The organism is Alteromonas sp. ABH4_453 (assembly GCF_056160665.1).
Genome location: NZ_JBSWXP010000008.1, coordinates 85,495 through 109,370, shown reverse-complemented (window position 1 = coordinate 109,370; position 23,876 = coordinate 85,495). Strand labels below are relative to the sequence as shown.

Sequence of the window (23,876 nt, the reverse complement as noted above, 5' to 3'; positions counted from 1 at the left end):
AGCTTGTGAGCATAAATAGAAAAAGGGGCAAATGCCCCTTTTTTGTATCTTAAAGACTAATTTAACCGAGTTAGCACTCGATAATATTCACCGCTAGTCCGCCTCGTGCGGTTTCCTTGTATTTAGTTTTCATGTCGTTACCTGTATCGCGCATGGTTTTAATGACCTTATCTAGCGATACTTTTTGCTCACCTGTTCCGCGCAGTGCAAGGCGAGATGCGTTGATGGCTTTTATCGCGCCCATAGCATTTCGCTCAATGCACGGCACCTGAACAAGGCCACCAACAGGGTCACAAGTAAGCCCTAGATTATGCTCCATACCGATTTCCGCAGCGTTCTCTACCGAGGCAGCTGTGCCCCCCATAATTTCCGCTAGGGCTCCGGCAGCCATTGAACACGCAACCCCCACCTCTCCTTGGCAGCCAACTTCAGCACCAGAAATCGACGCGTTTTCTTTGTAAAGAATACCAATGGCTCCAGCAGTAAGCAGGAAGCGGCTTGCTACTTCTTCATCCACAGGTCTGATAAATTTATCAACGTACTGAAGCACCGCTGGAATAATACCTGCTGCACCATTTGTTGGTGCTGTGACAACTCGACCTCCGGCTGCGTTTTCTTCATTTACTGCTAAAGCAAACAAGTTAACCCAATCCATAGTCTGCATAGGGTCGTTCGTATGCTCAGTTTGAAGACGACGATACAAGCCAGGAGCACGACGTACCACTTTCAAACCGCCAGGCAAAATCCCTTCACTTTCAATACCGCGCTGTATGCAGGCTTTCATTACTAACCAGATATTATGAAGTTGTTGTTTAACTTCGTGCTTCGGCCTAAAAGTAGCTTCGTTTCGCAGCATTAATGAGCTAATGCTCAAACCATTATTCTTGCACAACGCTAGAAGGTCGCCAGCGGTTTTGAAAGGAAAGGGAACTGCAGCCTGTAGGCTGGCTGCGTGGGCTTTAGTGGCGTCAAAGTCCTCATCTTTTATGATAAAGCCACCACCAATACTGTAGTAAGTTTGCTCTTTTACCAACTCGTCTTTTGAATACGCATAAAAAGTTAATGCGTTCGCGTGCTTTGGTAATGTTTTTCGACGATGAAAGACAATAGCGTTTTTATTAGGAAAGCGCACTGACTTTAGGCCGTTGAGACAGAGACTTTCGCTGATGCGAATTTCTTCAAGTTTAGTTTCTATACTGTCCACGTCGACGACGTCTGGCAACTCCCCCAAAAGGCCTAAGATAACGGCTTTGCCAGTACCATGGCCGATGCCAGTTTGACCAAGAGAGCCAAACAGTTCAACTTTCACACTGTCTACCGTTTCAAAAAGTACAGTATCTTGTGAGAGTTCGGACACGAACTCAGCGCCCGCTTTCATTGGGCCTACGGTATGCGAACTAGAAGGGCCTATCCCCACGCTGAACATATCAAATACACTGATCATAAACTTTCAAAATTAAAACAAAGTAATAATAGGATCATGCATCTACCGCGTAAAAACCACAATACAGAAAAGCTAATAAAGAGATTAGTTTTGCTAATACGCTGTAAAGTTTAATTTATAATGCACGCAACAGTGGTTAAGCAAATACAAAGGCTAAGGGTGAATATGATGAGAAAGATTGCGTAACATTGCCGCCGTAGCGCCCCATATCATGCGGTTTTTCCATGGGATAAAGTAAATTGGAAATGCCTTTTTATCGCGATGCGTCGTGTGAACTAAATGATTTCTTCTGTCTAAAACATGTGCGAGAGGCACTTCAAAAACGCTTTCTACCTCATTTTTGTCAATAATCGGTGTAAAGTCAGGATTTACAAAACCAACAACTGGCGCAATTTCATATCCGCTGATTGTTCGGTATCTAGGCAACATTCCTACTACGTCTACGTTAGTAGCGGGTAAACCAACTTCTTCTTCAGCTTCTCTAAGTGCCGCGTCAAACAAAGAGTTATCAGCTTCGTCTACCGCTCCGCCTGGAAAGCTGATTTGACCTGGGTGATGCTTAAGGTGGTGCGCTCGTTCGGTAAGTAATAATTGAAGCGAATTGCCATAATCTATCAGGGGGATAAGTACAGCCGCAGGACGTCCTGTTTTTCGCAACGGAAAATCTGGCTCGGTGTGAGGCTGCCTTAAGTGGTGAAACTGTGATAGAAATTCGTTCTTTGTCATAGATATTTGCTTACAACCTATATGCTTACCTTTGTACTAGCACATTACATACAGATACTGTGCTATTGGTTAATTGATTCAAGTACTGGCAGTATTCTAGACACTTTATCTAGGGTTTCTTGATATTCTTCGCTAGAAACAGAATCTAGCACAATACCACCACCGGCCCAGCAATGTAATCGACGGTTCTCTGCCAATACGGTTCTAATACAAATACTTGAATCCATGTCTTCACGAAAACCCATATAGAAAACGCTGCCGCAGTAGATATTCCGGCGGTGAGGCTCTAGCTCATCGATAACTTCCATCGCACGGATTTTCGGTGCTCCAGTTATTGAGCCTCCAGGAAATGCTGATGCCAGAAGCGATAAAGGCGAAGAAGACTCATTCAATTCGCCAGTTACCGTACTTACTAAATGGTGCACAGCCTGATAACTTTCAAGAGCAAAGAGTGCAGGTACGTTTACCGAGTGAGGTTTGCAGTGCTTTGAAATATCGTTGCGCAGCAGATCGACTATCATAAGATTCTCTGAACGGTCTTTTTCTGCTGAGAGTAAGCTCTGTGCACTAGCTGCATCTGCTTCTTTGTCTTCAAATCGTGGGCGTGTACCCTTTATCGGTTTAGTTTCTACAATCCCATCTTTAACGCGAAGAAAACGCTCTGGTGAAATAGAAGCAATACAGCCTTGGGGCAGGTTATAGAAAGCTGAAAATGGCGCTTGATTTTGATTGCGTAGCTCACAATATGCTTGCCACATATTCCCTTCAAACGCTGCGCTAAAACGTTGCGCCATATTTACTTGATAGCAGTCACCGGCACGCAAATAGGCGTGAATTTTATCCAAACAAGCTTCATATTCCGTTTTAGATAAATTTGATTCGAACCGAGACGTTAACTTGAAACTTGGCTCAGGAGTTTCGTCGTTGAACGAAGAAAAAACCTGAGTCAGTGGTTGACTGTCAACGGAGCAATAATAGATGTAACCTGTTTTTGTATCTTCAATAAGTGAACGAAGATAAAGGCCAACCGCGAAATCAGGGGTTTCGTAGTCATCTTTGGCGATGCTTGGCATCTTTTCATAAAAGCGCCCAGTGTCATAGCCTGCCATACCAGCCACACCGATAATGAAAGGGAGGTGCGCTGTATTTACACTGGCATGTATCTGTACATTTGAAACTCGCGCATGTAAATGTGCTTGCACCGCTTCAAAGGGGGTTAATGTCAATTGCTGACGCTTTGAAGTGTTTAGTTCGATGAGTTGAACCTTATCACCTTTTGCTTCGATAACCGCGGAAGGTGAAAATGCCATAATATTGAAGCGACCTTCACTTTTCGACGAACCGGAAGTATCCAGTAAAAGGGAGTATGGGCGTGTAGAGACTCGCTTAAAAAGTGCATTGAAAACGGCTGTGTTCTCGTCACAATTTAGCGCTAATTTATCGGCTAATTCCTCTGCAGTGAAACGGGAAACATGAACGTGAATAGTATCTGCGTGTGACATAGGTGTTTTCTGTACTTCTTTTAATCGTGGGCGTTTGGTGCTTGAATTAAGCACAAACTTCCTTCTATTTTTAACTGGCGTTAACAAATAAAGACTAATAACCGATCACATTAGGCTGCTTTTTCAGATATCCCTTCAGCATAGTTTTTAAAAATGACTGGAATTAGCCACAAGCACATGGTTTTACATGGTGCGTTGTCTTTAGATGCGCTAGTATACGCTTTTTTAGCTAGCTAAGACCACGAAAGCCAAATAAAAAGAGGATGTCATGACCGTTATCCGTCAACAAGACTTCATTGACAGCATTGAAGATGCCCTGCAATTTATTTCTTATTACCACCCGCTCGATTACGTTAAAGCCGTAGAAGAAGCCTATAAAAAGGAAAAGAGCCAAGCCGCGAAAGACGCGATGGCGCAAATTCTTATCAACTCACGCATGTCTGCAGAGGGTAAGCGCCCTTTGTGTCAAGACACGGGGATCGTAACCTGTTTTGTTAAAGTTGGTATGGGTGTGACGTGGGATAAAACTGACATGACCGTTCAAGAAATGGTTGATGAAGGTACACGTCGTGCATACCTTAATCCAGACAATCCACTTCGCGCCTCTATCGTTGCTGACCCTGCCGGTGCGCGCAAAAACACCAAAGACAATACGCCATCTGTTGTGCATATCGACATGGTAGCGGGTGAAAAGATCGAAGTGATGATCGCGGCTAAAGGCGGCGGTTCTGAAAACAAGTCTAAAATGGTAATGCTTAACCCAAGCGATGATATTGCTGACTGGGTAGTAAAAACTTTGCCGACGATGGGGGCAGGCTGGTGCCCTCCAGGTATGCTGGGAATAGGTATTGGCGGTACGGCTGAAAAAGCAGCGGTACTTGCAAAAGAAAGCCTTATGGACCCAGTAGACATCCAAGAGCTTATAGAGCGCGGCCCGCAAACTACCGACGAAAAACTTCGCTTAGAAATTTTTGACCGCGTAAATAAATTGGGTATCGGTGCGCAAGGCCTAGGTGGTTTAACGACCGTTGTTGACGTTAAGATTAAGTCGCTACCTACTCACGCTGCGTCAAAACCTGTAGCAATGATCCCTAACTGTGCGGCGACTCGTCACGCACATTTTTATCTAGATGGTTCGGGTCCAGCGGAGCTTACGCCACCTAAATTAGAAGATTGGCCAGAAGTAACTTGGGAAGTGAGCGAAAACACTCGCCGCGTCAACCTTGATGAAGTTACAAAAGAAGATATTCAAGAGTGGAAAGTAGGCGAAACGGTACTGCTGTCAGGTAAGATGCTTACCGGTCGTGATGCTGCTCACAAGCGCATTCAAACCATGATGGAAAATGGTGAAGGTTTACCGGAGGGTGTTGACCTAACTAACCGCTTTATCTATTACGTTGGTCCTGTTGATGCTGTAGGTGACGAAGTGGTTGGTCCGGCTGGCCCGACAACGGCTACCCGTATGGATAAGTTCACTGACATGATGCTAGAAAAAACAGGCCTTATTGGCATGATTGGAAAAGCAGAGCGTGGTCCAGCAACCGTTGATTCAATTGCTAAACACAAAGCGGTTTATCTAATGGCAGTTGGAGGTGCAGCGTACCTTGTATCTAAAGCCATTAAGAAATCTCGTGTCGTAGCATTCGAGGACTTAGGTATGGAAGCAATTTACGAGTTCGACGTAGAAGACATGCCAGTAACCGTTGCTGTAGACAGCACGGGTGCCAATGCTCATAAAAATGGCCCAGCCATTTGGAAAGCAAAAATTGAAGAGCTTGATGCCTCGCTATCTAAATAATCTTATAAAAATGAAACCTTAAATTAAGATTTCTTTTAAAAAGTTGAAACGGGTGCGACAGCGCCCGTTTTTATTTAAAGAAACTGTATACCATGTTTTAAGTTTCATGCGAGGCTGTAAACTTACCGTTCTCTTTAAAAACAACGCACATTGGTATATTTTCTCAATTTTGTTTATAGTGCTGTACAAAACAACAGTATAAACGTGCACTATGTTAATTAATCTTATTGCTAGCGAACCCACCGCCTTCTTCATTACCTTCTTAAGTGTTTGTGTTTTAGCCATTTATGCGTTTGCTCGCAGTCAAATCAACACAGCTAAACTCGCTCAGATTTCCCGTCACAATGAGCACTTACAAAGCGAACTTAATGGGGCGCGGATTTCTAACGCTAAGCTTCAAGCACAGAATGAAGCTCACCAAGCGAGAATTCAAGCACTTCACGCAGCCCATGAAGATAAATTGGCATCAATGAATGCTTCTGAACAACGTTTGCAAACTCAGTTTGAGAATTTAGCCAACCGTATCTTTGAAGAAAAACAGCAGCGATACACGCAGCAAACCAAACACAATATAGAAGCTGTACTTGCACCGTTTAAGAACGAATTAGAGGGCTTTAAACGCCAAATATCAGAGCAGCATATACGTGAAGGCCAAGAACGAGCTTCACTTAAAACAGAAATTTTAAGTTTAAAAGCCCTTAATCAGAAAATAACTGAAGAAGCCGCTGCACTCACCAGTGCACTTAAAGGTGATAATAAAAAACAAGGAAACTGGGGCGAGGTAGTGCTGGAGCGTATTTTAAAAGAGTCGGGTTTACGCGAAGGGCATGAATTTGAAACTCAAATGTCTGCGACATCAGATCAGGGCAAGCGTTTCCAACCAGACGTCGTCGTTCATTTGCCCAACGATAAAGATGTAATTATTGACTCAAAAGTAAGTCTTGCCGCCTATGAGCGCTATTACAATTGCGACAATGAAACCGAGAAGGCGCAATATTTAAGTCAACATGTAGCATCCATAAAAGGCCACATTAAGGGCCTTGGTGCAAAAGACTATCAAACCTTACAAGGCATCAAAACGCTGGATTACGTTCTGCTGTTTATCCCCATAGAGCCAGCATTTCTTATCGCAGTTGAAGAAGAGCCCGAATTAGTCACCATGGCGCTAAATCACAACATTATGTTGGTAAGCCCTACAAATTTACTGGTTGCATTAAGAACCATTAACAATATCTGGCAATATGAATACCAAAATCAAAATGCCCAGCTAATTGCTGACCAAGCGGCAAAGCTTTACGACAAGTTTGTTGGCTTTGTCGTTGACATGGAAAAGGTAGGAAAGTCTATGGATAGCGCTCACGCAAGTTATGAGCAAGCCATGAATAAATTAACTAACGGGCGAGGGAATATCGTTAGGCAAATTGAGAAATTTCGTGAGCTAGGGGTGCAACCGAGTAAACGGATGTCTCAGCATTTACAGCAACTTTCTAACGACGATTAAAAAAGGCCGCGATTGCGGCCTTTTTTGCTTATGACGAGAACGTTATGAACGTTTCATACGTCTACGTAGGTAAACTGCAGGTGCTAGTAGCAACGCAATCCAACCCATAGAGCCACCAGACTTATCGTTGACCGTTATAGTCACGCTGTCTGTAGTTGTATCAATACCATCAGTGGCTGTTACTTGAACCGTTACACGATTAGCTTGTTCGTGGCTTGGTGCAGTGCCAGTAAACGATGTAGTTTCAACACCGTCGATAGTGATGGTAACGTCGTCGCCGTCTGCGTCAGTGGCTGATGCAGTTACAGTGAACGACTCACCTTCATCTACGCTCGATGGTGCAGAGATTGAAAGTACAGGTGCATCTTGCACGCCTGCAACTGCTACCATTACCGTACCTTCGCCAATGATATCGCCTTCAACAACTTCACCTGCGTCGGTAGTGGTGCCCTCAACCTGAACTGTGTAGGTAAATGAGTCTTCACCGAAGAAGTCTGCATTTGGCATATAGGTTACTGACCCATCATCGTTAACCGTCACTGTACCGTTTTCCGCTTCAGTAGTAACTGTAACAGTTGACGGGTCAAGTGGCGCTTTATCGATAGTAATAGGCGTAAACGTACGGAAGTCTCCTGAAAGCGATTCCATAGTAAACGTGTTAATGATGGTGCTATCCATTTCATTAGCAAGAATGTTTGCCGTTACCGACGCATCTTCGTTAACCGATAGCATATCGTCCATATACTCGCTTGAAGGAACAACAGTACCTGCGTAACTGATTGTTACTTCATCGCCTGCATTAGCCGTTAGTACGAACTCATCACCTTCAACTGGAAGCGTGCCCTGAAGGCCTGCTGACGTTAGTGAGGCAAGGGTAGTACCGACACTACCAGATGAATTCTCTGCACCAACAACAGTTGCATACACTGGCGTGTCCATTGGACCGTAAACAAAGTTCACGTTACCTGTTTCGTACTCAAACCATAGCTGGAAGTTAAAGCTTGTACCGTCTTCATTCCAAATCTGAGCATTTTCCCACTCAACAACGAAGTGACCGGTTGTCAGGCTTACCGCATAAATACTACCCGTACCAGCACCACCGCCAGCTAAATCCAAGTCAGTCCAATATGGAGCAACAATGTTATTAGGCTCACTTAGGTTAGGAAGCACTTCAGCAAACGGAGTAGTAATGTTTCCTGAACTTGTGCCTAGTGAAACAAAACCATTCGAAGAAATCTGCATGGTAGTGTACTCAGCACCTAGATAGGTAATAGTTCGCGGTAAGCTAATTTCGATAGACGCATCATCACACGCACCAGAACATACAAGCGGCGCAACGCCTATTGAAGCCATAGGAACGTATCTACCTAAGCCGAAGCCTTCAAGTAGGTCGCCAATTGTGGTGTCTGCATTCATTGAGAATGACGCAGTATTAAGTGCACCTTCCCAATATACCGTGCCTGATTCAGCATCGTAGCTTACAGGTTCTTGGTTACCGTTTTTAACAGCAGAAATCGTTGACGGGTTGATGTCGTATTTGTGATCAATTTCACCAGAAATACTAATCATACCAGTAACGTCAGTGTTAGTAGCAAATGCTTCAGTAACGACTAGCTCACCTTCAGCTGCGAATTGATTACTTACGTCACTATCAAATAGAGAAGGCTCATCGCTGCTAATTGGATAAACCGCTACAGGGATAAAGTAATCCGTCGTAGTATCGTCAGTATCAGCCCAGTTAATGCCACCGAAAGACCATGAACCTGTAGAGGCTGTAGTAACGTCTACGGCAACCATAATCTCAGCTGAAGCACCTGCTGCTAGGGTAGCCATTTGTGGTGTAACGGTTGCTACAATTGCTGGGTCGTTAAACATTGCCGTTGCATCAACAGTCACATCTTCGTCACTTGTATTTGTTACCGTTATAGACATTTCACAGTTCAGATAACAGTTACCATCTACTAGGCTCAAGTCGCTATAAGTAAGTTCAACACTAGTAGCACGAGGAAGATCTAGACGACCTGCACCCATGTCAAAGTTGTCTGCTTGAGTAGCTGCATCTTCTTTAAGTACATCACGGATAGAAGAAGTTACAAGGGCACTCTTAATTTGTTGTGCAGTCCAATCTGGGTGCATTTGTTTAAGTAGAGCCGCTGCGCCAGCTACGTGTGGAGACGCCATTGACGTACCACCTTTAAACGAGAAGTTCTCGCCTTCATGATTAGGAGCATCTGGAGATTCACCAGAGAAAATTCTTACACCAGGTGCGGCAATGTTCGGCTTAAGGAACGTAGGATCGCCGTTTGGACCACGTGAGCTAAAGTCGGCCATAATGTCCGCTAAGCTTTCAGATACAACGCGAACTACTTCGGCACCAATTGTAATGTTTACCGCTTCCTCAGTACCTGAGATTAGCGTTGCTAACTCTTGACCCGGCGTTGCAGGTACCATGAATGAAGGAACAGTCTGATCTGGGCTAAGGCCACCCATTAAGATAGGAGCTTCGCCGCGACCGTCAACGTTGTGAATTACAACCGCAACTGCACCCGCAGCTTCAGCATTTTCAATTTTTGTTACGAATCCACATGTACCACGGCTAATGAGCGCAATAGCACCGTCAAACGCACCGGCAGCAAACTCTTCACAACCTTCAACGTTAGCCTCTGCAACTTCACCAGCATAAACAACAGGTGCAGTTAAAGCCGTATCAAAAACGATGCTAGGGTTACCAACAGAGTAGAGCGCAGGGATAGTACCGATTGAAGTGTCACCTTCAATTGTCAACTCGTTAGCAAATAAGCGATCTGTTGTTGTCGCAGCTACAGTAATAACGTCTTCAGAACAACCAGGACAACCTATAGTTCCCTCACCCGGGCCATCGTTACCTGCTGCAAATACTGTCACTACGCCAGCATCATGCATGGCTTCAAGTACATCTTCGTACACAGAACCGTTAGGGTTACCGCCAGCGCCGCCGCCCCAAGAGTTGTTAACAACATCAGCGCCGTCTGTTAGCGCTGCTTCTAGCATTGAAAGCAACATTGAAGAAGCACCGCTAGAAGATGCAGGGTTTGCCGGGGTCGCATAAAGACCTTTATACGCCATTAAGTAGGCGGCAGGTGCAACACCAGAAATTTCTGCCTCAGCACCGTCGCGCTCAGCCATAACACCGAAATTACCAACGGCAGTACCGGCAACGTGCGTACCGTGTCCGTTGAAACCTAGCGGGCTTTCATATTCTTCTTCAACAACTGCGAAACCTTCTACAATGTCAGCTGCACGTGCAACGATAAGCTTGTTGTTACAAAAGTCTGGAACTTCTGAACAGTAATCATCTGTAGGTAGTGTATCTGCAGCTGGCGCTTCAAAGTTCTCGCCACTAAACAGTGGGTTTTCTGGGCGAATGCCGCTATCAATAACGGCTACTTTTACACCAGCACCAGCGCTTTCTTTACCGCCAAATTGTTCCCACGTTTCTACAGCACCAATTAGGTCAAGACTTGCGTCCATTTGTGCATGATGAATAACATCTGGATATACTGCTTTCACATTTGAAAGGCTTGAAAGCTTATCAAGTGAGCTTTTAGACACAATACCTGCAAAGCCGTTGAATGCTGCAGTGTAAGATAGGTCAGCTTTAAATGATTTATCAAAAGCTTTAATAGATTGGATAACAGATTGCTGTTTAGCCTCAAGGAATGATTTGTATTCCTTTGCGGCATTTGAAGCAAAGTTAACCTTTTGACCTTTGTGCGCAGCCATGCTGCTAACACTCGGATTTACTCCGCTAAACTGTGCCATTGGGGCATCGTTCAGTTGGATAATTACACGAACACTATCGCTGTTAACTTGGATAGCGTTTGCAATGATGTTTTTCTTGTCGAAAGATGCTTCGATAGCGTTTTGTTGTTCAACGCTGTGACCGGAAATTTGATTTGATAATGCAAACGCGCCGAAAGCAGAACCTGCTAAGGCGGCAGCAACTACCGTGCTAATAATTGTTTTTTTCATAATTATTCTCGTGTGAAAAGTTCCCTGGGTCTGACGATCTTTGTAACGCTCTAAAGGTCATTTGCCTTTTTAATCACTTCAAGTCGTCATGACACATTTATTGTTAGCACATTTTTTGAGGTTATGTAATGTGTATTTCAGAAATACACAATTTACATATTTTGTTACATTTAGAAGAAGCTGCATTGTGAAATAAAACTAGAATATTTACGCACAAAAGCGCAGGAATACCGCATATTTATTGAAATAAAATTACATAAGTAGACATCTGGTATTACAAGTAACAGCACATAAACGTGCTTTTCTTATGAGGAACATCCTACTGCGTTATCAACTTATTTACATATGTTTTACGTTTTTAGGACGACTATCCTTTCCAACCAAACTAAATGAGTATGGCCATTTCTCCTATTTTAAAAAATGCCTTTTAATAAGTAGGACACTCCTGCTTATCCTCATCTAGCATATTCCAAACTCTATAAGTCGCTATTAACCCTCATATTTAAGGGGAACAAACGTGAAAGACAGAAATCATTTGGCCGAAGTAAAAACAACAAATAAGGTCGAAATAATCTCAAAAGGGGTTGTAGATATCCCTATGCTGCAAATTCTTTCCGCCGAGGGAGAACTCATTGAAAAAGCAGTCGAGCCAGATATCGGTAAAGATAAGGCATTAAAAATATTTAATACCATGCATTATATACGTGTCTTGGACGAACGTATGGTGGGAGCGCAGCGCCAAGGTCGTATTAGTTTTTATTTGGCCAGTACAGGTGAAGAAGCGGCGTCAGTAGCAAGTGCTGCAGCACTATCAGATGACGACATGATCATGTCTCAGTACCGTGAGCAAGGCGCTTTAGCATATCGCGGGTACACCACAGAACAATTCATGAACCAAATGTTTAGCAATAAAGACGATCCTAACAAAGGACGTCAAATGCCTATCCATTATGGTGACAAGCCACTTAACTTCATGACTATATCTTCACCACTGGGCACACAGATCCCTCAAGCATCTGGTTACGCCTACGGCCAAAAAATGTCGGGTAAAGATGTGGTTACTATCTGTTACTTCGGTGAAGGTGCAGCCTCAGAAGGAGATTTTCACGCAGGCTTAAATATGGCAGCTGTTTTAAACTGCCCAGTTATTTTCTTTTGCCGAAATAATGGCTACGCCATTTCAACACCAGCAGAAGAGCAATTCGCGGGTGACGGCATTGCTTCTCGTGGCTTAGGTTACGGTATTAAAACTATCCGTGTTGATGGTAACGATGTGTTAGCCATTTATGCTGCTACTAAAGAAGCCCGTCGTATTGCCATTGAAGAAAAGTGTCCTGTACTTATTGAAGCCATGACTTATCGCTTAGCGGCGCACTCCACGTCAGACGACCCAACAGGCTATCGCTCTCGTGAAGAAGAAGATAAGTGGCGTGCAAAAGACCCTATCGCTCGTATGGCGAAATGGTTAGAAAGCAAAGGCTGGTTTGACGAGGCTGAGAACCAAAAGCGCGTCGATAAAGCAAGACAAGACGTTTTAGCAGCAATGAAGAGTTGTGAAAAGACTGACGTATGTGCCATTGAAGACATTGTCGAAGATGTATACGACACAGCACCTTGGCACTTAAAAGAACAACTCAGTGAATTGAAAGCGCATATTAAGAAGTACCCGAAGATGTTCCCTAAAACAGCAGGGAGAGTAAAATAATGGCTAAGATGAATCTACTTCAAGCAATTAATAATGCACTCATCACAGCCATGACCGAAGATGAAAAAGTAATGGTCTTTGGTGAAGACGTGGGCCATTTTGGTGGCGTGTTCCGTGCAACCAGTCACCTTCAAGAAAAATTTGGTAAGGCGCGTTGCTTTAACACGCCGCTTACTGAACAAGGCATTATTGGCTTCGCAAACGGCTTGGCCTCACAAGGCTCTGTACCTGTTGCTGAAATTCAATTTGGTGATTACATTTTCCCTGCATTCGATCAAATTGTGAATGAGACGGCTAAATGGCGCTACCGTTCAGGCGGTCAGTTCGATGTGGGTACGCTTACCATTCGTACACCTTATGGTGGCGGTATCGCAGGCGGTCACTACCACAGTCAATCACCAGAGGCATTCTTCGCTCACTGCCCAGGGTTAAAGATTGTTATCCCTCGTGACCCATATCAGGCGAAAGGTTTGTTGCTTGCGTCAATTCGCGATAAAAACCCCGTATTGTTTATGGAGCCTAAACGTCTTTACCGTGCTTCTGTATCGGAAGTGCCTGAAGAAGATTACGAACTGCCATTAGGTAAGGCAGATATTGTTCAAGAAGGTAGCGATATCACCTTGTTAGGGTGGGGCGCGCAAATAGAAATTCTGCAAAAAGCTGCAGAAATGGCCTTAGAAGATGGTGTGTCATGCGAAATTATCGATTTACGCAGCATATTACCGTGGGACGTTGAAACGGTTATGCAATCTGTAATGAAAACAGGTCGCTTATTGATAAACCACGAAGCACCGCTAACGGGTGGCTTTGCGAGTGAAATCGCAGCTAGCATTCAGGAACGTTGTTTCTTATATCTTGAAGCGCCTATTGCGAGAGTGTGTGGTTTAGACACGCCGTATCCTTTGGCGCACGAAAAAGAATATATGCCAGATGAAACGAAGACGTACGAAGCCATAAAACGTACGCTTCACTACTAAGCCGGGGGACGATGAAATGACAATTGAATTTATCTTACCGGACATTGGTGAAGGTATTGTTGAATGCGAACTTCTGGAATGGTTAGTTTCTGAAGGTGAGCATATAGAAGAAGATCAACCTGTCGCGGAAGTAATGACCGACAAGGCTACCGTGCAAATTCCTGCAATGCATGCGGGTGTGGTTAATAAACTGCATTACGCGGTAGGCGATATTGCTAAAGTGCACGCACCATTATTCTCTATGACGCCTGATGATGCCGACGTTAACTCAGATACTCAAGAAGACGCGCAAGCAGCAGTAAAAGACAATGCGTCTGAAACAGCGACAGCGAATAATAGTGCTTCTTCAGGCGCTTCAAACGGCAAGCACATCGAAGACTTTATTTTGCCAGATATTGGTGAAGGTATTGTCGAGTGCGAAATTGTGAAATGGAACGTGGCTGAAGGCGATGAAATTGAAGAAGATCAAGCCGTTGTAGAAGTGATGACCGACAAGGCAGTGGTAGAGATCCCCGCTAAAAACGCAGGTACCGTGCATCGTCTTTATTACGCGCAAGGCGATATAGCGAAAGTGCATAGTGCATTGTTTGCGTTAGAAGTTGCCGGTGAAGTCTCGGCGTCTAACAGCACAGTTGACGCCTCACCATCGTCAGACATCGGTTCATCAAACGTTGCTTCACAAAGCTCACTTCAAACGCAAACAAACGGTTTAAGCCAGCAATCAACGCAAGTGGCACCGTCAAAGTTCAGCGACGGCGAGTACGAGCCACCTATTGCTATAGAAGGTAAAGTGTTGGCAAGCCCCGCGGTAAGACGTGTTGCAAGAGAAAAGAATATCGACCTTTCTTCTGTAGAAGGCTCGGGTAAAAAGGGGCGGATCCTTAAGTCTGACGTGTTAAATCTACAACATTCGAATGTTGACACGTCGTCTCAAAATACGTCATCTACTGCGCCAAGCTCATCTACTGAAGCAAAAGGTGATTCGAATAGCGCAAGCACTGTGGGTAAAGGCAGCGTTAGAACGGAAAAAGTTCGCGGTATTCAGGCAGCTATGGCGAAGCAAATGTCGGCTTCGGTCTATACTATCCCTCACTTCACAGTAAGTGACGAGTTGGTAATGGACAACTTGATGTCACTACGCAAGCTGCTTAAGCCTGAATTTGAAGCGAAGAACGTAAAACTCAGCTTTATGCCGTTTTTCGTTAAAGCAATGTCATTGGCACTGAATGAGTTCCCTGTAATTAACAGTCAGCTTAACGAAGACGCCACTGAGATAACCTACTTCGCAGATCACAATATTGGTTTTGCAGTAGACTCTAAAATTGGTTTGCTTGTACCGAATATTAAGCGCGTTCAAGACCTTTCGCTTTTAGATATTGCTGTTCAAATGCAGGATATTATCGAGCAAGCCAGAGCGGGCCGCGTGGCTGGCGAGCACCTTAAAGGCGGTACGATTAGTATCTCTAATATCGGTGCAATAGGCGGTATTACCGCAACGCCAGTAATTAATAAGCCAGAAGCTGCTATTGTTGCTCTTGGCAAAACGCAGAAACTTCCACGCTTTGACGATGAAGGGAACGTTAGCGCGCAAAATATCATGGCGGTTAATTGGTCTGGCGACCACCGTATTATTGATGGTGCGACTATGGTGCGATTCAATAATCTATGGATGAGTTACCTAACTCAGCCAGAAAAAATGTTGATGCACCTTAAGTGATATCATCCAAAGCAATTTGATTTGCAGTAGCAATATTTTTAAAGGGCCAATAGTAAAACTATTGGCCCTTTTTTGTTTTGTATACCTCAAAGCGCGTTGACGTTATTATAGAGCACTATAAACAAACGAAAATTTTACTGAGGTTTTGTGCTTAGTTATCAACATGCCTTTCATGCGGGCAACCACGCTGATGTCATCAAACATCTTTGTTGGATTGGCGTTATCAACGCATTAAAGAAAAAAGATAAACCTTTTACGCTTTTCGACACCCACGCAGGCGCGGGCGCCTACGATCTAACCGATGCCATGTCATCAAAAAATAAAGAGTATGAGACGGGTATATCTCGTTTGCTTATAGATGATAAAGGCGTTCAGGACTTGCCAAATTTGTTGGCCGACTATTTATCGTTGTGTGAACCGTTTTTAGCACAACAACAATATCCGGGCTCACCGGCAATAAGCGCAAAAGCGAAAAGGGATGGTGATAATTTACACCTAATGGAACTTCATCCTGCGGAATTCGATAAACTAGACAAAAACGTATCCCGTTTACGTACCCTTAATAGCCACGTACATAAACGAGACGGATATGAAGGGCTTCGTGCACTCACGCCACCTAAACCCAATCGCGGTGCTATTTTAATCGACCCTCCTTATGAGCGCGTGAATGAATATAGCGACCTTGTTAAGGGTGTGGAACAGGTATTTAAACGCTGGCAGCAGGCACAAATCGTAGTGTGGTATCCACTATTGTCAGAGAGGGCTGGCGCCAAAAGTGGTGCAAGTGAAGCTATGTGCGACAAGCTTGCAGCATTAGGTAAACCCTGTTTTAAAGCAGAAATATGCGTGGCAGAAAATACCGCTGATGCCGGAATGTATGGTTCGGGCGTATTCGTTTTAAACCCGCCTTGGCAATTAGATGCTAATTTAGAGAGCGCGTTAGAAAGCGTTGTTGGTATGTTAGGTGCCGATGAAACGGGTTATCACGCTACAGCGCATGTTACCTGGATAAACGAAGATAATTGATTGCTGTGCAGTTTAACAATGGTAAGCGTATTGTTGCTGATTAATCCGTTTCAAATGAGTCACTAAAAGCGTGAAGTAAAAAACATGTCGCAACTCAAAGGCCTAAAACATTTCTATATACCCGATGAGCAGTCGATATATCTGCTATCACATGCGGATGCGAAAAAGTTAAAAGACTGGGTAAACCTTTGTATCTCGCAGTTAGAAGGGTTGGGGTACATTGACATCGAACTTTTAGGGAAAGGAGCCTTTGGGTTTGCGTTTGCAGGGAACGCGCCAAGCGGTGAATCACGGGTATTTAAGTTTTCGCGAATAACGTTGCCACAGCATGTGCAAGATAGACTAGAAGAGGAAGCTTTTATGCTTTCTCACGTTAATCACGAGTTTGTGCCGCGGTTTATTGAATATCAACAAATACGCAAACAATCCATCTTAGTTATGGGTCGCGCACCTGGCGAAGACCTAGAAAAAGTCAGCTTGAAAACAGGCCCACTTTCGCCCCGTATTATCGTCAAAATTGCAGTGCAGGTCGGCGAACTTTTATCCAGTTTTCGCCAATACAGTGAAAATGGAGAAATTAAACCCATTGTGCACGGAGACATAAAACCCTCGAATCTGGTTTGGGATGCCGAAAATGAATCGGTTGGGTTGATTGATTGGGGCTCTTCAGTGTTCGCACAGACTGACATCACTGGGCAATATGTGGGTAACAATGTAATGGATTTAATGTCGGGTGAACTGCATCAAACTAATGCTCGACTTGGCGATGTTTATTTTATTGGCGAGGAGCAGCTTAATGGCGCACTCTCCAGCCCCCGCTTCGATGAACAAGGCTTGGCGAGCACCCTGTATGCTTTGGCTTCAGGGCAGTCGTGTCGTTACGGAAGCAAGGTTATTACACCTTCATCCCTTGGCCTTCCCAAAATGCTTGCTAATATCCTTGAGCACATGCTCAGTGAAGATCCAGAAAAGAGAAGGCAGGGCGGAGATTACCTGTTTAATCATCTTCACGTTTTGAAGAATATGGTTTTCACTCAAGACAAGCCAACACAATATACACCGTTAATCCCTACATGGCTGGCCCACACTCAAAACCGTGCTGATATTGAAACCGTTGTTTACAGCTCTCGAAAATCTTACCTACGCCAACAGGCAAGACTGTCTGACTCGTTAGATGAAAAAGACGTAGAGGAACTTCGTTATATAGACGATGCGCAATTTGACCGCTACTACAAAAACTATTTACAGGGCATGGGGGATACCGAAAAAGCATTTGTTTCTGCAATAAGCAGACTAGGCCGTTACCCTGTAGTTGGCGGTATGGCTGTGCGCTGGGAGCCAGAGGGTATATATGTCGATTCGAGCTTGAACTTATATGATGAATCAATGAAAGCAGCGTTTGATTTAGCAGTGAATAATGTCATTAATTTAGCAAGGGCTATTCACAAGCCCGCGGTGTTCAAATGTTGTATGTTCAACGCCAAAAACACGCTGCACATTGAACGCGAAAGTGAAGGTGAAAACTTTAAACCAGCAGGCGCCATGTTTATTCCCTACGAATTATCGCGGGTTTCTGCACAAAAGGATGAAAGCCGTACTCACTCATATTTCGAAGATGGCGATGATCCAGATGAACTATTAAAGCTGCCTCAGGAGATTATCGATACCATCGTTCAACTTAATACAATACATCACACAGGTTGTATTATATTTGAAGCATTACCGCGGCATTTAAAAATTCACAACTATTACACGTTGCTTGATCACAGCCAAGAAGAGCGCTTCCACGCATTATTAGCGCAACTCGTTCAGCAAATTCCCAAAATAAAAGGGCTAGGCATTTCAGGGTTTATGAAGTTACCCTATAAAGATACGCGCTTTTTCGAGCATAAAGCAAAATTGCCTGAAAAGTACTACCCGCGAAACCCAAAAGCAGTAATTGAAGAGAAAGTACAACATGTCTGAGATTAAACTATCGTCACTTTTTGAACTCGAAACAGTGGAAGCTGGCATCTATCGAGGTCAAAGCTGGGATTTAGGCTTCCGCGCCTTGTTTGGTGGACAAGTTTTGGGGCAAGCGTTAGCAGCTGCATACGAAACAGTGGAGGCTGGTAGAGTCGCACACTCATTCCACACTTATTTTTTACTACCAGGCGATGCTAAAAAGCCTGTAGTTTACGATGTTGAAGTAGTGCGAGACGGCAGAAGTTTCTCTGCTAGACGCGTTAAAGCCATTCAGGATGGTAGAAATATTTTCTATATGACAGCGTCTTTTCAGGTTCCTCAAGATGGCATGGAGCATCAAAACCCAACAATGCCAGATGTGCCTGCGCCGGAAGAAGTGCAGTCTGACATTGAATTCTATGAAGCTAACTTCAATAAAATTGCACGGCCTATGCAAGAAGCGTTGAGCTATCATAAACCTGTAGATATCCGCACGGTAGATGCAGCTAACTCTTACCAGTCAGCGAAACGCGAACCGACGCGTTATATCTGGTTAAAAGCAAGAGACACAATGAATGCATCACTGACTGTTCATCAAGCTGCGCTTGCTTACGCATCAGATTATCATTTTCTCAGTACGTCGCTTCAACCACACGGTGTAGCGGTAACCGATAAATCACTTCGAATCGCAACGATAGACCATGCTATGTGGTTCCACCGCCCAATCAATATGAACGAATGGTTATTGTACGCAATGGAGAGTCCTTTTAGCGGAGGCTCTAGAGGTTTGGTACGCGGACAAATATTTAACCAAAATGGTGAACTTGTTGCGTCAACCATGCAAGAAGGATTAATGAGAAAAGTAGACGAATAGGGAGAGGGTAATGCGCTACAAATTAGGTTCTACATCACCGCTGGTTGATGAAAGTACGTTTATAGCGCCAGGCGCACATGTTATTGGTAATGTTGAACTCAAAGTGGGTTCAAGCGTTTGGTTCAATGCGGTTATACGCGGCGATATGGACAAGATAACCGTTGGTAAAAATACGAATATCCAAGATGGCAGCGTATTACACACCGATGCAGGTATTCCTTTAGTGCTAGGTGAAGGGGTAACAGTAGGACATAAAGTCATGCTTCACGGCTGCGAGATTGGTGACTATTCCTTGATAGGAATTAACGCTGTCGTATTAAACGGTGCAAAAATTGGAAAGTACTGCATCATTGGCGCTAACGCTTTGATAACGGAAAACATGGAAGTTCCAGATTACAGTTTAGTAGTTGGAGCGCCTGGTAAAGTCATTAGAACATTTGATGAGAAGATCGAACCCAAACTAAAAGCGTCCGCTGAACATTACGTGAATAACGCCAAAACATATAAGTCATCATTACAGCCAGTTGATAGCTGAAATTTAAGACTAGGCTGTTCGCGATATTTTGAATCCCCATAAAAAATGCCCAGAACAAACGTTCCGGGCCTAGGGGAATGGCTCATTGCTGAGCCGTGCGCTAACTTTTACACAGGAGAGTTTAAATAAAATACTTTAAACGGACAATGAGTATAGAATACATTTGTTTATTTTATAAACAATTTCTGTGTGAATTTTATCTTACACTCTTTACTTTAATTAAATTGTAGAACTATTACGTTAGTTATCAACGAACTAAATACTGGTCGGATGTGATGATTTTTATCGTTTAAACTGTCCAGATAATACCCACATGTTGATCACATTTTATACACATTATAATTAATCACTCGGTTATAGACGGGTTATATAAATCTAGATGCTTTCATTCATATTGATTATGTTCAGTACAGATGGTTGTTCCTTTCCGTTATCCTTGTAGTATGTCGTGATTCTTCATGCTTAATCAGCATGATACTGACCATAAAAACAGGCCCTTACATTATTACGAGGATGGATTATGCAATCATTTTCTACTTTTATTCCCCCTGAACGTACCTTGATGGGACCGGGACCATCCGATGTTAACCCTAGAATTTTAAATGCGATGGCAAGACCTACTCTGGGGCATCTCGACCCAATGTTCATTGAATTAATGGATCAGACCAAACAGCTTCTGCAATACGCCTTTAAAACCGAAAATGCACTGACGATGCCAATCTCTGCTCCGGGTTCAGCTGGCATGGAGGCGTGTTTCGTCAACTTAGTGGAGCCAGGCGATAAAGTATTGGTTTGTATTAACGGCGTGTTCGGCAATCGCATGGTTGAAAACGTTGAGCGCTGTGGTGGTAAGGCTATAACTGTCAACAATACATGGGGCGAGCAAACTGACCTTAATGTGGTAGAAGACACCCTTAAAGCCAATCCGGATATTAAGATCCTTGCTTTTGTGCATGCCGAAACATCTACGGGCGTTCGCAATGAAGCTAAAGCGCTTTGTGAGCTGGCAAAAAAGTATGATTGTCTTAGCATTGTTGATGCAGTTACCTCTCTTGGAGGTATCGAGCTAGATGTTGATGGGTGGGGCATTGACGCTATTTATTCAGGTTCACAGAAGTGCTTAAGTTGTGTTCCGGGGATCTCTCCCGTTTCATTTAGTGAAAGAGCAGTTAACGTTATTCAAAACCGAAAAACTAAAGTGCAAAGTTGGTTTTTAGACATGAACTTGATTGTTGGTTATTGGGGTCAAGGCGCCAAGCGAGCCTACCACCATACGGCACCTGTCAACAGCATGTACGCCATGTACGAATCTCTTCTGATTTTAAAAGAAGAAGGCTTAGAAAATGCGTGGCAACGTCATGCTCTGGGTCATGAAAAACTTGCGCAGGGTCTAAGTGAACTTGGGTTAGAGCTAACGGTAGACAGTGCTTATCGTTTGCCTCAATTAAATGTAGTTAAAATTCCAGACGGCGTAGACGATGCTGCCATTCGCAAGCAATTGCTTGAAGATTTCAATTTAGAAATAGGCGCCGGTTTAGGCGATCATGCCGGTAAAGTATGGCGAATTGGTCTTATGGGATACGCATGTAAGCCACGAAATATCGACCATTGCCTTGCTGCGTTGCGCACGGTGCTTAAGTAAACAAGCATAGGGTCTGTTGTTCTTTAATTTACATTCTAATTAAAAATTGTTCAGCAAAGCTCAATAGGCCCTAAAATTTTACAATCCGCATTCCAAACCAAAACAACATTGTGCTTTAACTTATCCATATTTGATTTTTGCCTCATAAAAAGCACATCTCGGCGACGTTACATCTCTTCTAGTCTCAGTTCAGTGCTATGCTTCCTTTCGTTGCGTATATTCATAAACTATTCAGTTTTAAACATTTATCCTTTCGGTAACGTAATTAATTGGCGCCATAAAAAAGGAATCTCTATGAAAATAATCACGCGTACTCATTCTTATTCAACTGCTAAAAGCGTAGTTAAAAGAGCATTGTTGGCTTCATCATTTATTGCCTTATCTGCACCTATGATTTCTGCACAGGCCGCACAAGAAGCGGTTATAAATGTACAAGGCGTAGGAGCCGTAGAAGTGACACCAAACGCTTATTCAGTCACACTCGTTGTTGAAGAAGAAGGTAATACAGTAGGTAAACTGAACACTCAGCTTGATTCGGACTTGCGCTCTATTGTTAAGTTCTTGCTTAATCAAGGCATAGATGAAAAACACATTCAGAGTATGCAAGTACGCTTACAACCTCGCTATATCAACACGCCTCAAGGCCGTCAGCAAGAAGGTTTCACGTTGTCACGAGATATCACCGTCACATCTACAGACCTTGAAACTTACGATAAAGTGTTAGATGGCGTGCTTAAACGAGGTGTTGATCGCATACAACAATTTAATTTCATTTCAGTTGGTGAAGGCGATGCTTATCAAAAAGCGCTTATCTCTGCTGTAAAAGACGCAAAGCAACGTGCACAGTTATTAGCAAAAGAATTAGAGATTGAAGTAGGTGAAGTTGTTGCAATCTCAGAATCTGGTGGCAATATGCCGATTCCAGTAATGCGCGCAGAAGCTTTTGCCAAAGACATGTCTATGTCTTTACCTGGTCAAGAGCGTATAGAAGCGCGTGTTAATGTGTCTTTTAACATTGTTCAATAGCAGGAAATTCGTTTGAAAGAACAACAGTACAGTCAGTTAATAAACCAAGCAAAGAGCTTAGTTTCTGGCGAGCACGACCTAATCGCTAATATGGCAAATATAAGTGCGCTGCTTTTTAATGGCCTCGAAGAGGTGAATTGGGCAGGTTTTTATCTGTATAAAGAAGAACAGTTGGTACTTGGTCCATTTCAGGGGCAACCAGCATGTATCCGCATTCCACTTGGAAAGGGTGTTTGTGGGACGAGTGCAAGTACCAGAACCGTTCAGCGTATAGCAGACGTTCATCAATTCGAAGGACACATTGCCTGTGATGCTGCGTCAAATTCCGAGGTTGTTGTTCCGCTTGTGCTAAACGATGTGCTTGTTGGCGTGCTTGATATCGACAGCCCTGTTTTTGAACGCTTTACCGAAGAAGACGAAAAAGGGCTCGTTGAAATTGCTCAAATTCTTATGGATTCGCAGAAATAATTATGAAATCCAGTGTTGATATTCACGTTGTTTTATCCACGTATGAGGATATGGAAGACTTTCATGATGACCCAGATGAGGCATCTGAACGTTTAAATTTTATCTTACACGCGGTGTACGACAATGCAGAAGAAGATATTGAAACACAGCGTTTAGAGCAAATTTTGCACTACGCATGGGAATCTTGGCAACAAGATAAGCATTTATTAGAAATAGATGACGACGAATTGCTTGATTGGGTTGACCACACGCTGGCAACTTGGGATGATGCAAGTAACGATGAAATCTCCTGAATAATTTAGAAAGTTAATGGAATCACCAGAGAAGTTTACCAACAGTAAGGAAGTGATAGCTTTCCTTGCAGAGACCTTTCCAAAATGCTTTAGCATTGAAGGCGAGGCCCGTCCGCTTAAGATCGGTATTTTTCAAGATCTTGCCACACGTTTAGAAGAAGAGGAACGCGTTAGCAAAACCTTACTTCGTTCTACACTGCGACATTACACCAACAGCTGGCGCTATCTTCATAGCATCAAAGAAGGTGCGAACCGTGTAGATTTAGACGGCGTAGAAGGCGATGCAATTGAAAAAGAACACGCTGATCATGCGCAACAGCAGTTAGAAGAAAGCAAAGCAAAAGCAGCTGAAAAGCGCAAAGCCAAGCTAGCTCAGCAGCCTAAGCGAAAGGATAAACGTCAATTTAATCGTCCAAAAGGTGAAAAATCTGCAAATTCGGACCATGCTGATACAAAGCGCGGAACTAAACCGAAAAATAACAGACCAAACAATACACCACCTGCGAAATTGACAGATAGCGATTTACAGCAAGGTACGCAAGTTACCGTTAAATTAGGTAAAGCACCTATGCCAGCAGTAATTACCGAAGTTGCTAAAGATGGCATTCACGTTCAATTAGACTCAGGCATGGTAGTTAAAGTAAACGCAGACGCTTTACGTTTGGCACGCTCCAAGAGGTCGTAAAT

At 43.6% G+C, this 23,876-nt stretch carries 18 protein-coding genes; 14 read left to right on the top strand and 4 right to left on the bottom strand.

Annotation, left to right across the window (positions count from 1 at the left end; translation table 11 throughout):
- Positions 1–70: 70 nt before the first annotated feature.
- The 3 genes from ACXAGV_RS16195 to pabB form a co-directional block, all read right to left on the bottom strand.
- Positions 71–1,444 (bottom strand): L-serine ammonia-lyase, encoded by a 1,374-nt coding sequence (locus ACXAGV_RS16195; RefSeq protein WP_474874124.1) that lies wholly within the window; start codon positions 1,442–1,444, stop codon positions 71–73.
- A gap of 153 nt (positions 1,445–1,597) precedes the next feature.
- Positions 1,598–2,170, bottom strand: a complete 573-nt coding sequence (locus ACXAGV_RS16190) for a CoA pyrophosphatase (protein ID WP_474874123.1) — start codon at positions 2,168–2,170, stop codon at positions 1,598–1,600.
- Positions 2,171–2,232: 62 nt separating this feature from the next.
- Positions 2,233–3,672, bottom strand: coding sequence for an aminodeoxychorismate synthase component I (gene pabB, locus ACXAGV_RS16185; protein WP_474874235.1), 1,440 nt, complete (start codon positions 3,670–3,672; stop codon positions 2,233–2,235).
- Positions 3,673–3,940: 268 nt separating this feature from the next.
- On the opposite strand from pabB, the gene ACXAGV_RS16180 reads away from it, so the two are divergent.
- Both ACXAGV_RS16180 and rmuC read left to right on the top strand, forming a co-directional pair.
- On the top strand, positions 3,941–5,470 hold the full coding sequence (locus tag ACXAGV_RS16180) for a fumarate hydratase (RefSeq protein ID WP_014949528.1): 1,530 nt from the start codon (positions 3,941–3,943) through the stop codon (positions 5,468–5,470).
- Between the two features lie 211 nt (positions 5,471–5,681).
- Positions 5,682–6,971 (top strand): DNA recombination protein RmuC, encoded by a 1,290-nt coding sequence (gene rmuC, locus ACXAGV_RS16175; protein WP_474874122.1) that lies wholly within the window; start codon positions 5,682–5,684, stop codon positions 6,969–6,971.
- Positions 6,972–7,013: 42 nt separating this feature from the next.
- Here rmuC and ACXAGV_RS16170 read toward each other — a convergent pair whose 3' ends face one another.
- Positions 7,014–10,982, bottom strand: coding sequence for a S8 family serine peptidase (locus ACXAGV_RS16170; RefSeq protein ID WP_474874121.1), 3,969 nt, complete (start codon positions 10,980–10,982; stop codon positions 7,014–7,016).
- Between the two features lie 517 nt (positions 10,983–11,499).
- Here ACXAGV_RS16170 and ACXAGV_RS16165 point away from each other — a divergent pair.
- The 12 genes from ACXAGV_RS16165 (at position 11,500) to proQ (ending at position 23,874) form a co-directional block, all read left to right on the top strand.
- Positions 11,500–12,687 (top strand): thiamine pyrophosphate-dependent dehydrogenase E1 component subunit alpha, encoded by a 1,188-nt coding sequence (locus tag ACXAGV_RS16165; RefSeq protein ID WP_474874120.1) that lies wholly within the window; start codon positions 11,500–11,502, stop codon positions 12,685–12,687.
- Positions 12,687–13,664 (top strand): alpha-ketoacid dehydrogenase subunit beta, encoded by a 978-nt coding sequence (locus ACXAGV_RS16160; RefSeq protein ID WP_061095031.1) that lies wholly within the window; start codon positions 12,687–12,689, stop codon positions 13,662–13,664. The genes ACXAGV_RS16165 and ACXAGV_RS16160 overlap by 1 nt, the downstream gene beginning before the upstream one ends.
- A gap of 16 nt (positions 13,665–13,680) precedes the next feature.
- Positions 13,681–15,381 carry a dihydrolipoyllysine-residue acetyltransferase gene (locus tag ACXAGV_RS16155; protein ID WP_474874119.1) on the top strand — a complete coding sequence of 567 codons (1,701 nt, stop codon included), beginning with the start codon at positions 13,681–13,683 and terminating at the stop codon, positions 15,379–15,381.
- 147 nt (positions 15,382–15,528) lie between these two features.
- Positions 15,529–16,407, top strand: a complete 879-nt coding sequence (locus tag ACXAGV_RS16150; protein WP_474874118.1) for a 23S rRNA (adenine(2030)-N(6))-methyltransferase RlmJ — start codon at positions 15,529–15,531, stop codon at positions 16,405–16,407.
- Between the two features lie 84 nt (positions 16,408–16,491).
- The gene (locus ACXAGV_RS16145; protein WP_474874117.1) at positions 16,492–18,372 is read left to right on the top strand and encodes a protein kinase domain-containing protein; all 1,881 of its coding nucleotides are present in this window, start codon (positions 16,492–16,494) and stop codon (positions 18,370–18,372) included.
- Positions 18,365–19,225 (top strand): acyl-CoA thioesterase II, encoded by an 861-nt coding sequence (gene tesB, locus ACXAGV_RS16140; RefSeq protein WP_474874116.1) that lies wholly within the window; start codon positions 18,365–18,367, stop codon positions 19,223–19,225. The genes ACXAGV_RS16145 and tesB overlap by 8 nt, the downstream gene beginning before the upstream one ends.
- Positions 19,226–19,235: 10 nt before the next feature.
- On the top strand, positions 19,236–19,760 hold the full coding sequence (locus tag ACXAGV_RS16135) for a gamma carbonic anhydrase family protein (protein ID WP_474874115.1): 525 nt from the start codon (positions 19,236–19,238) through the stop codon (positions 19,758–19,760).
- A 520-nt stretch (positions 19,761–20,280) separates the two neighbouring features.
- Positions 20,281–21,402, top strand: a complete 1,122-nt coding sequence (locus ACXAGV_RS16130) for a pyridoxal-phosphate-dependent aminotransferase family protein (RefSeq protein ID WP_474874114.1) — start codon at positions 20,281–20,283, stop codon at positions 21,400–21,402.
- A gap of 294 nt (positions 21,403–21,696) precedes the next feature.
- Complete coding sequence (locus ACXAGV_RS16125; protein WP_474874113.1) at positions 21,697–22,428, top strand: SIMPL domain-containing protein; 732 nt, start codon at positions 21,697–21,699, stop codon at positions 22,426–22,428.
- A 12-nt stretch (positions 22,429–22,440) separates the two neighbouring features.
- Entirely contained in the window at positions 22,441–22,896 is a 456-nt protein-coding gene (locus ACXAGV_RS16120) for a GAF domain-containing protein (protein WP_474874112.1), read from the top strand.
- 2 nt (positions 22,897–22,898) lie between these two features.
- Positions 22,899–23,189, top strand: a complete 291-nt coding sequence (locus ACXAGV_RS16115) for a hypothetical protein (RefSeq protein WP_014949541.1) — start codon at positions 22,899–22,901, stop codon at positions 23,187–23,189.
- 16 nt (positions 23,190–23,205) lie between these two features.
- On the top strand, positions 23,206–23,874 hold the full coding sequence (gene proQ, locus ACXAGV_RS16110; RefSeq protein ID WP_014949542.1) for an RNA chaperone ProQ: 669 nt from the start codon (positions 23,206–23,208) through the stop codon (positions 23,872–23,874).
- Positions 23,875–23,876: the final 2 nt, after the last annotated feature.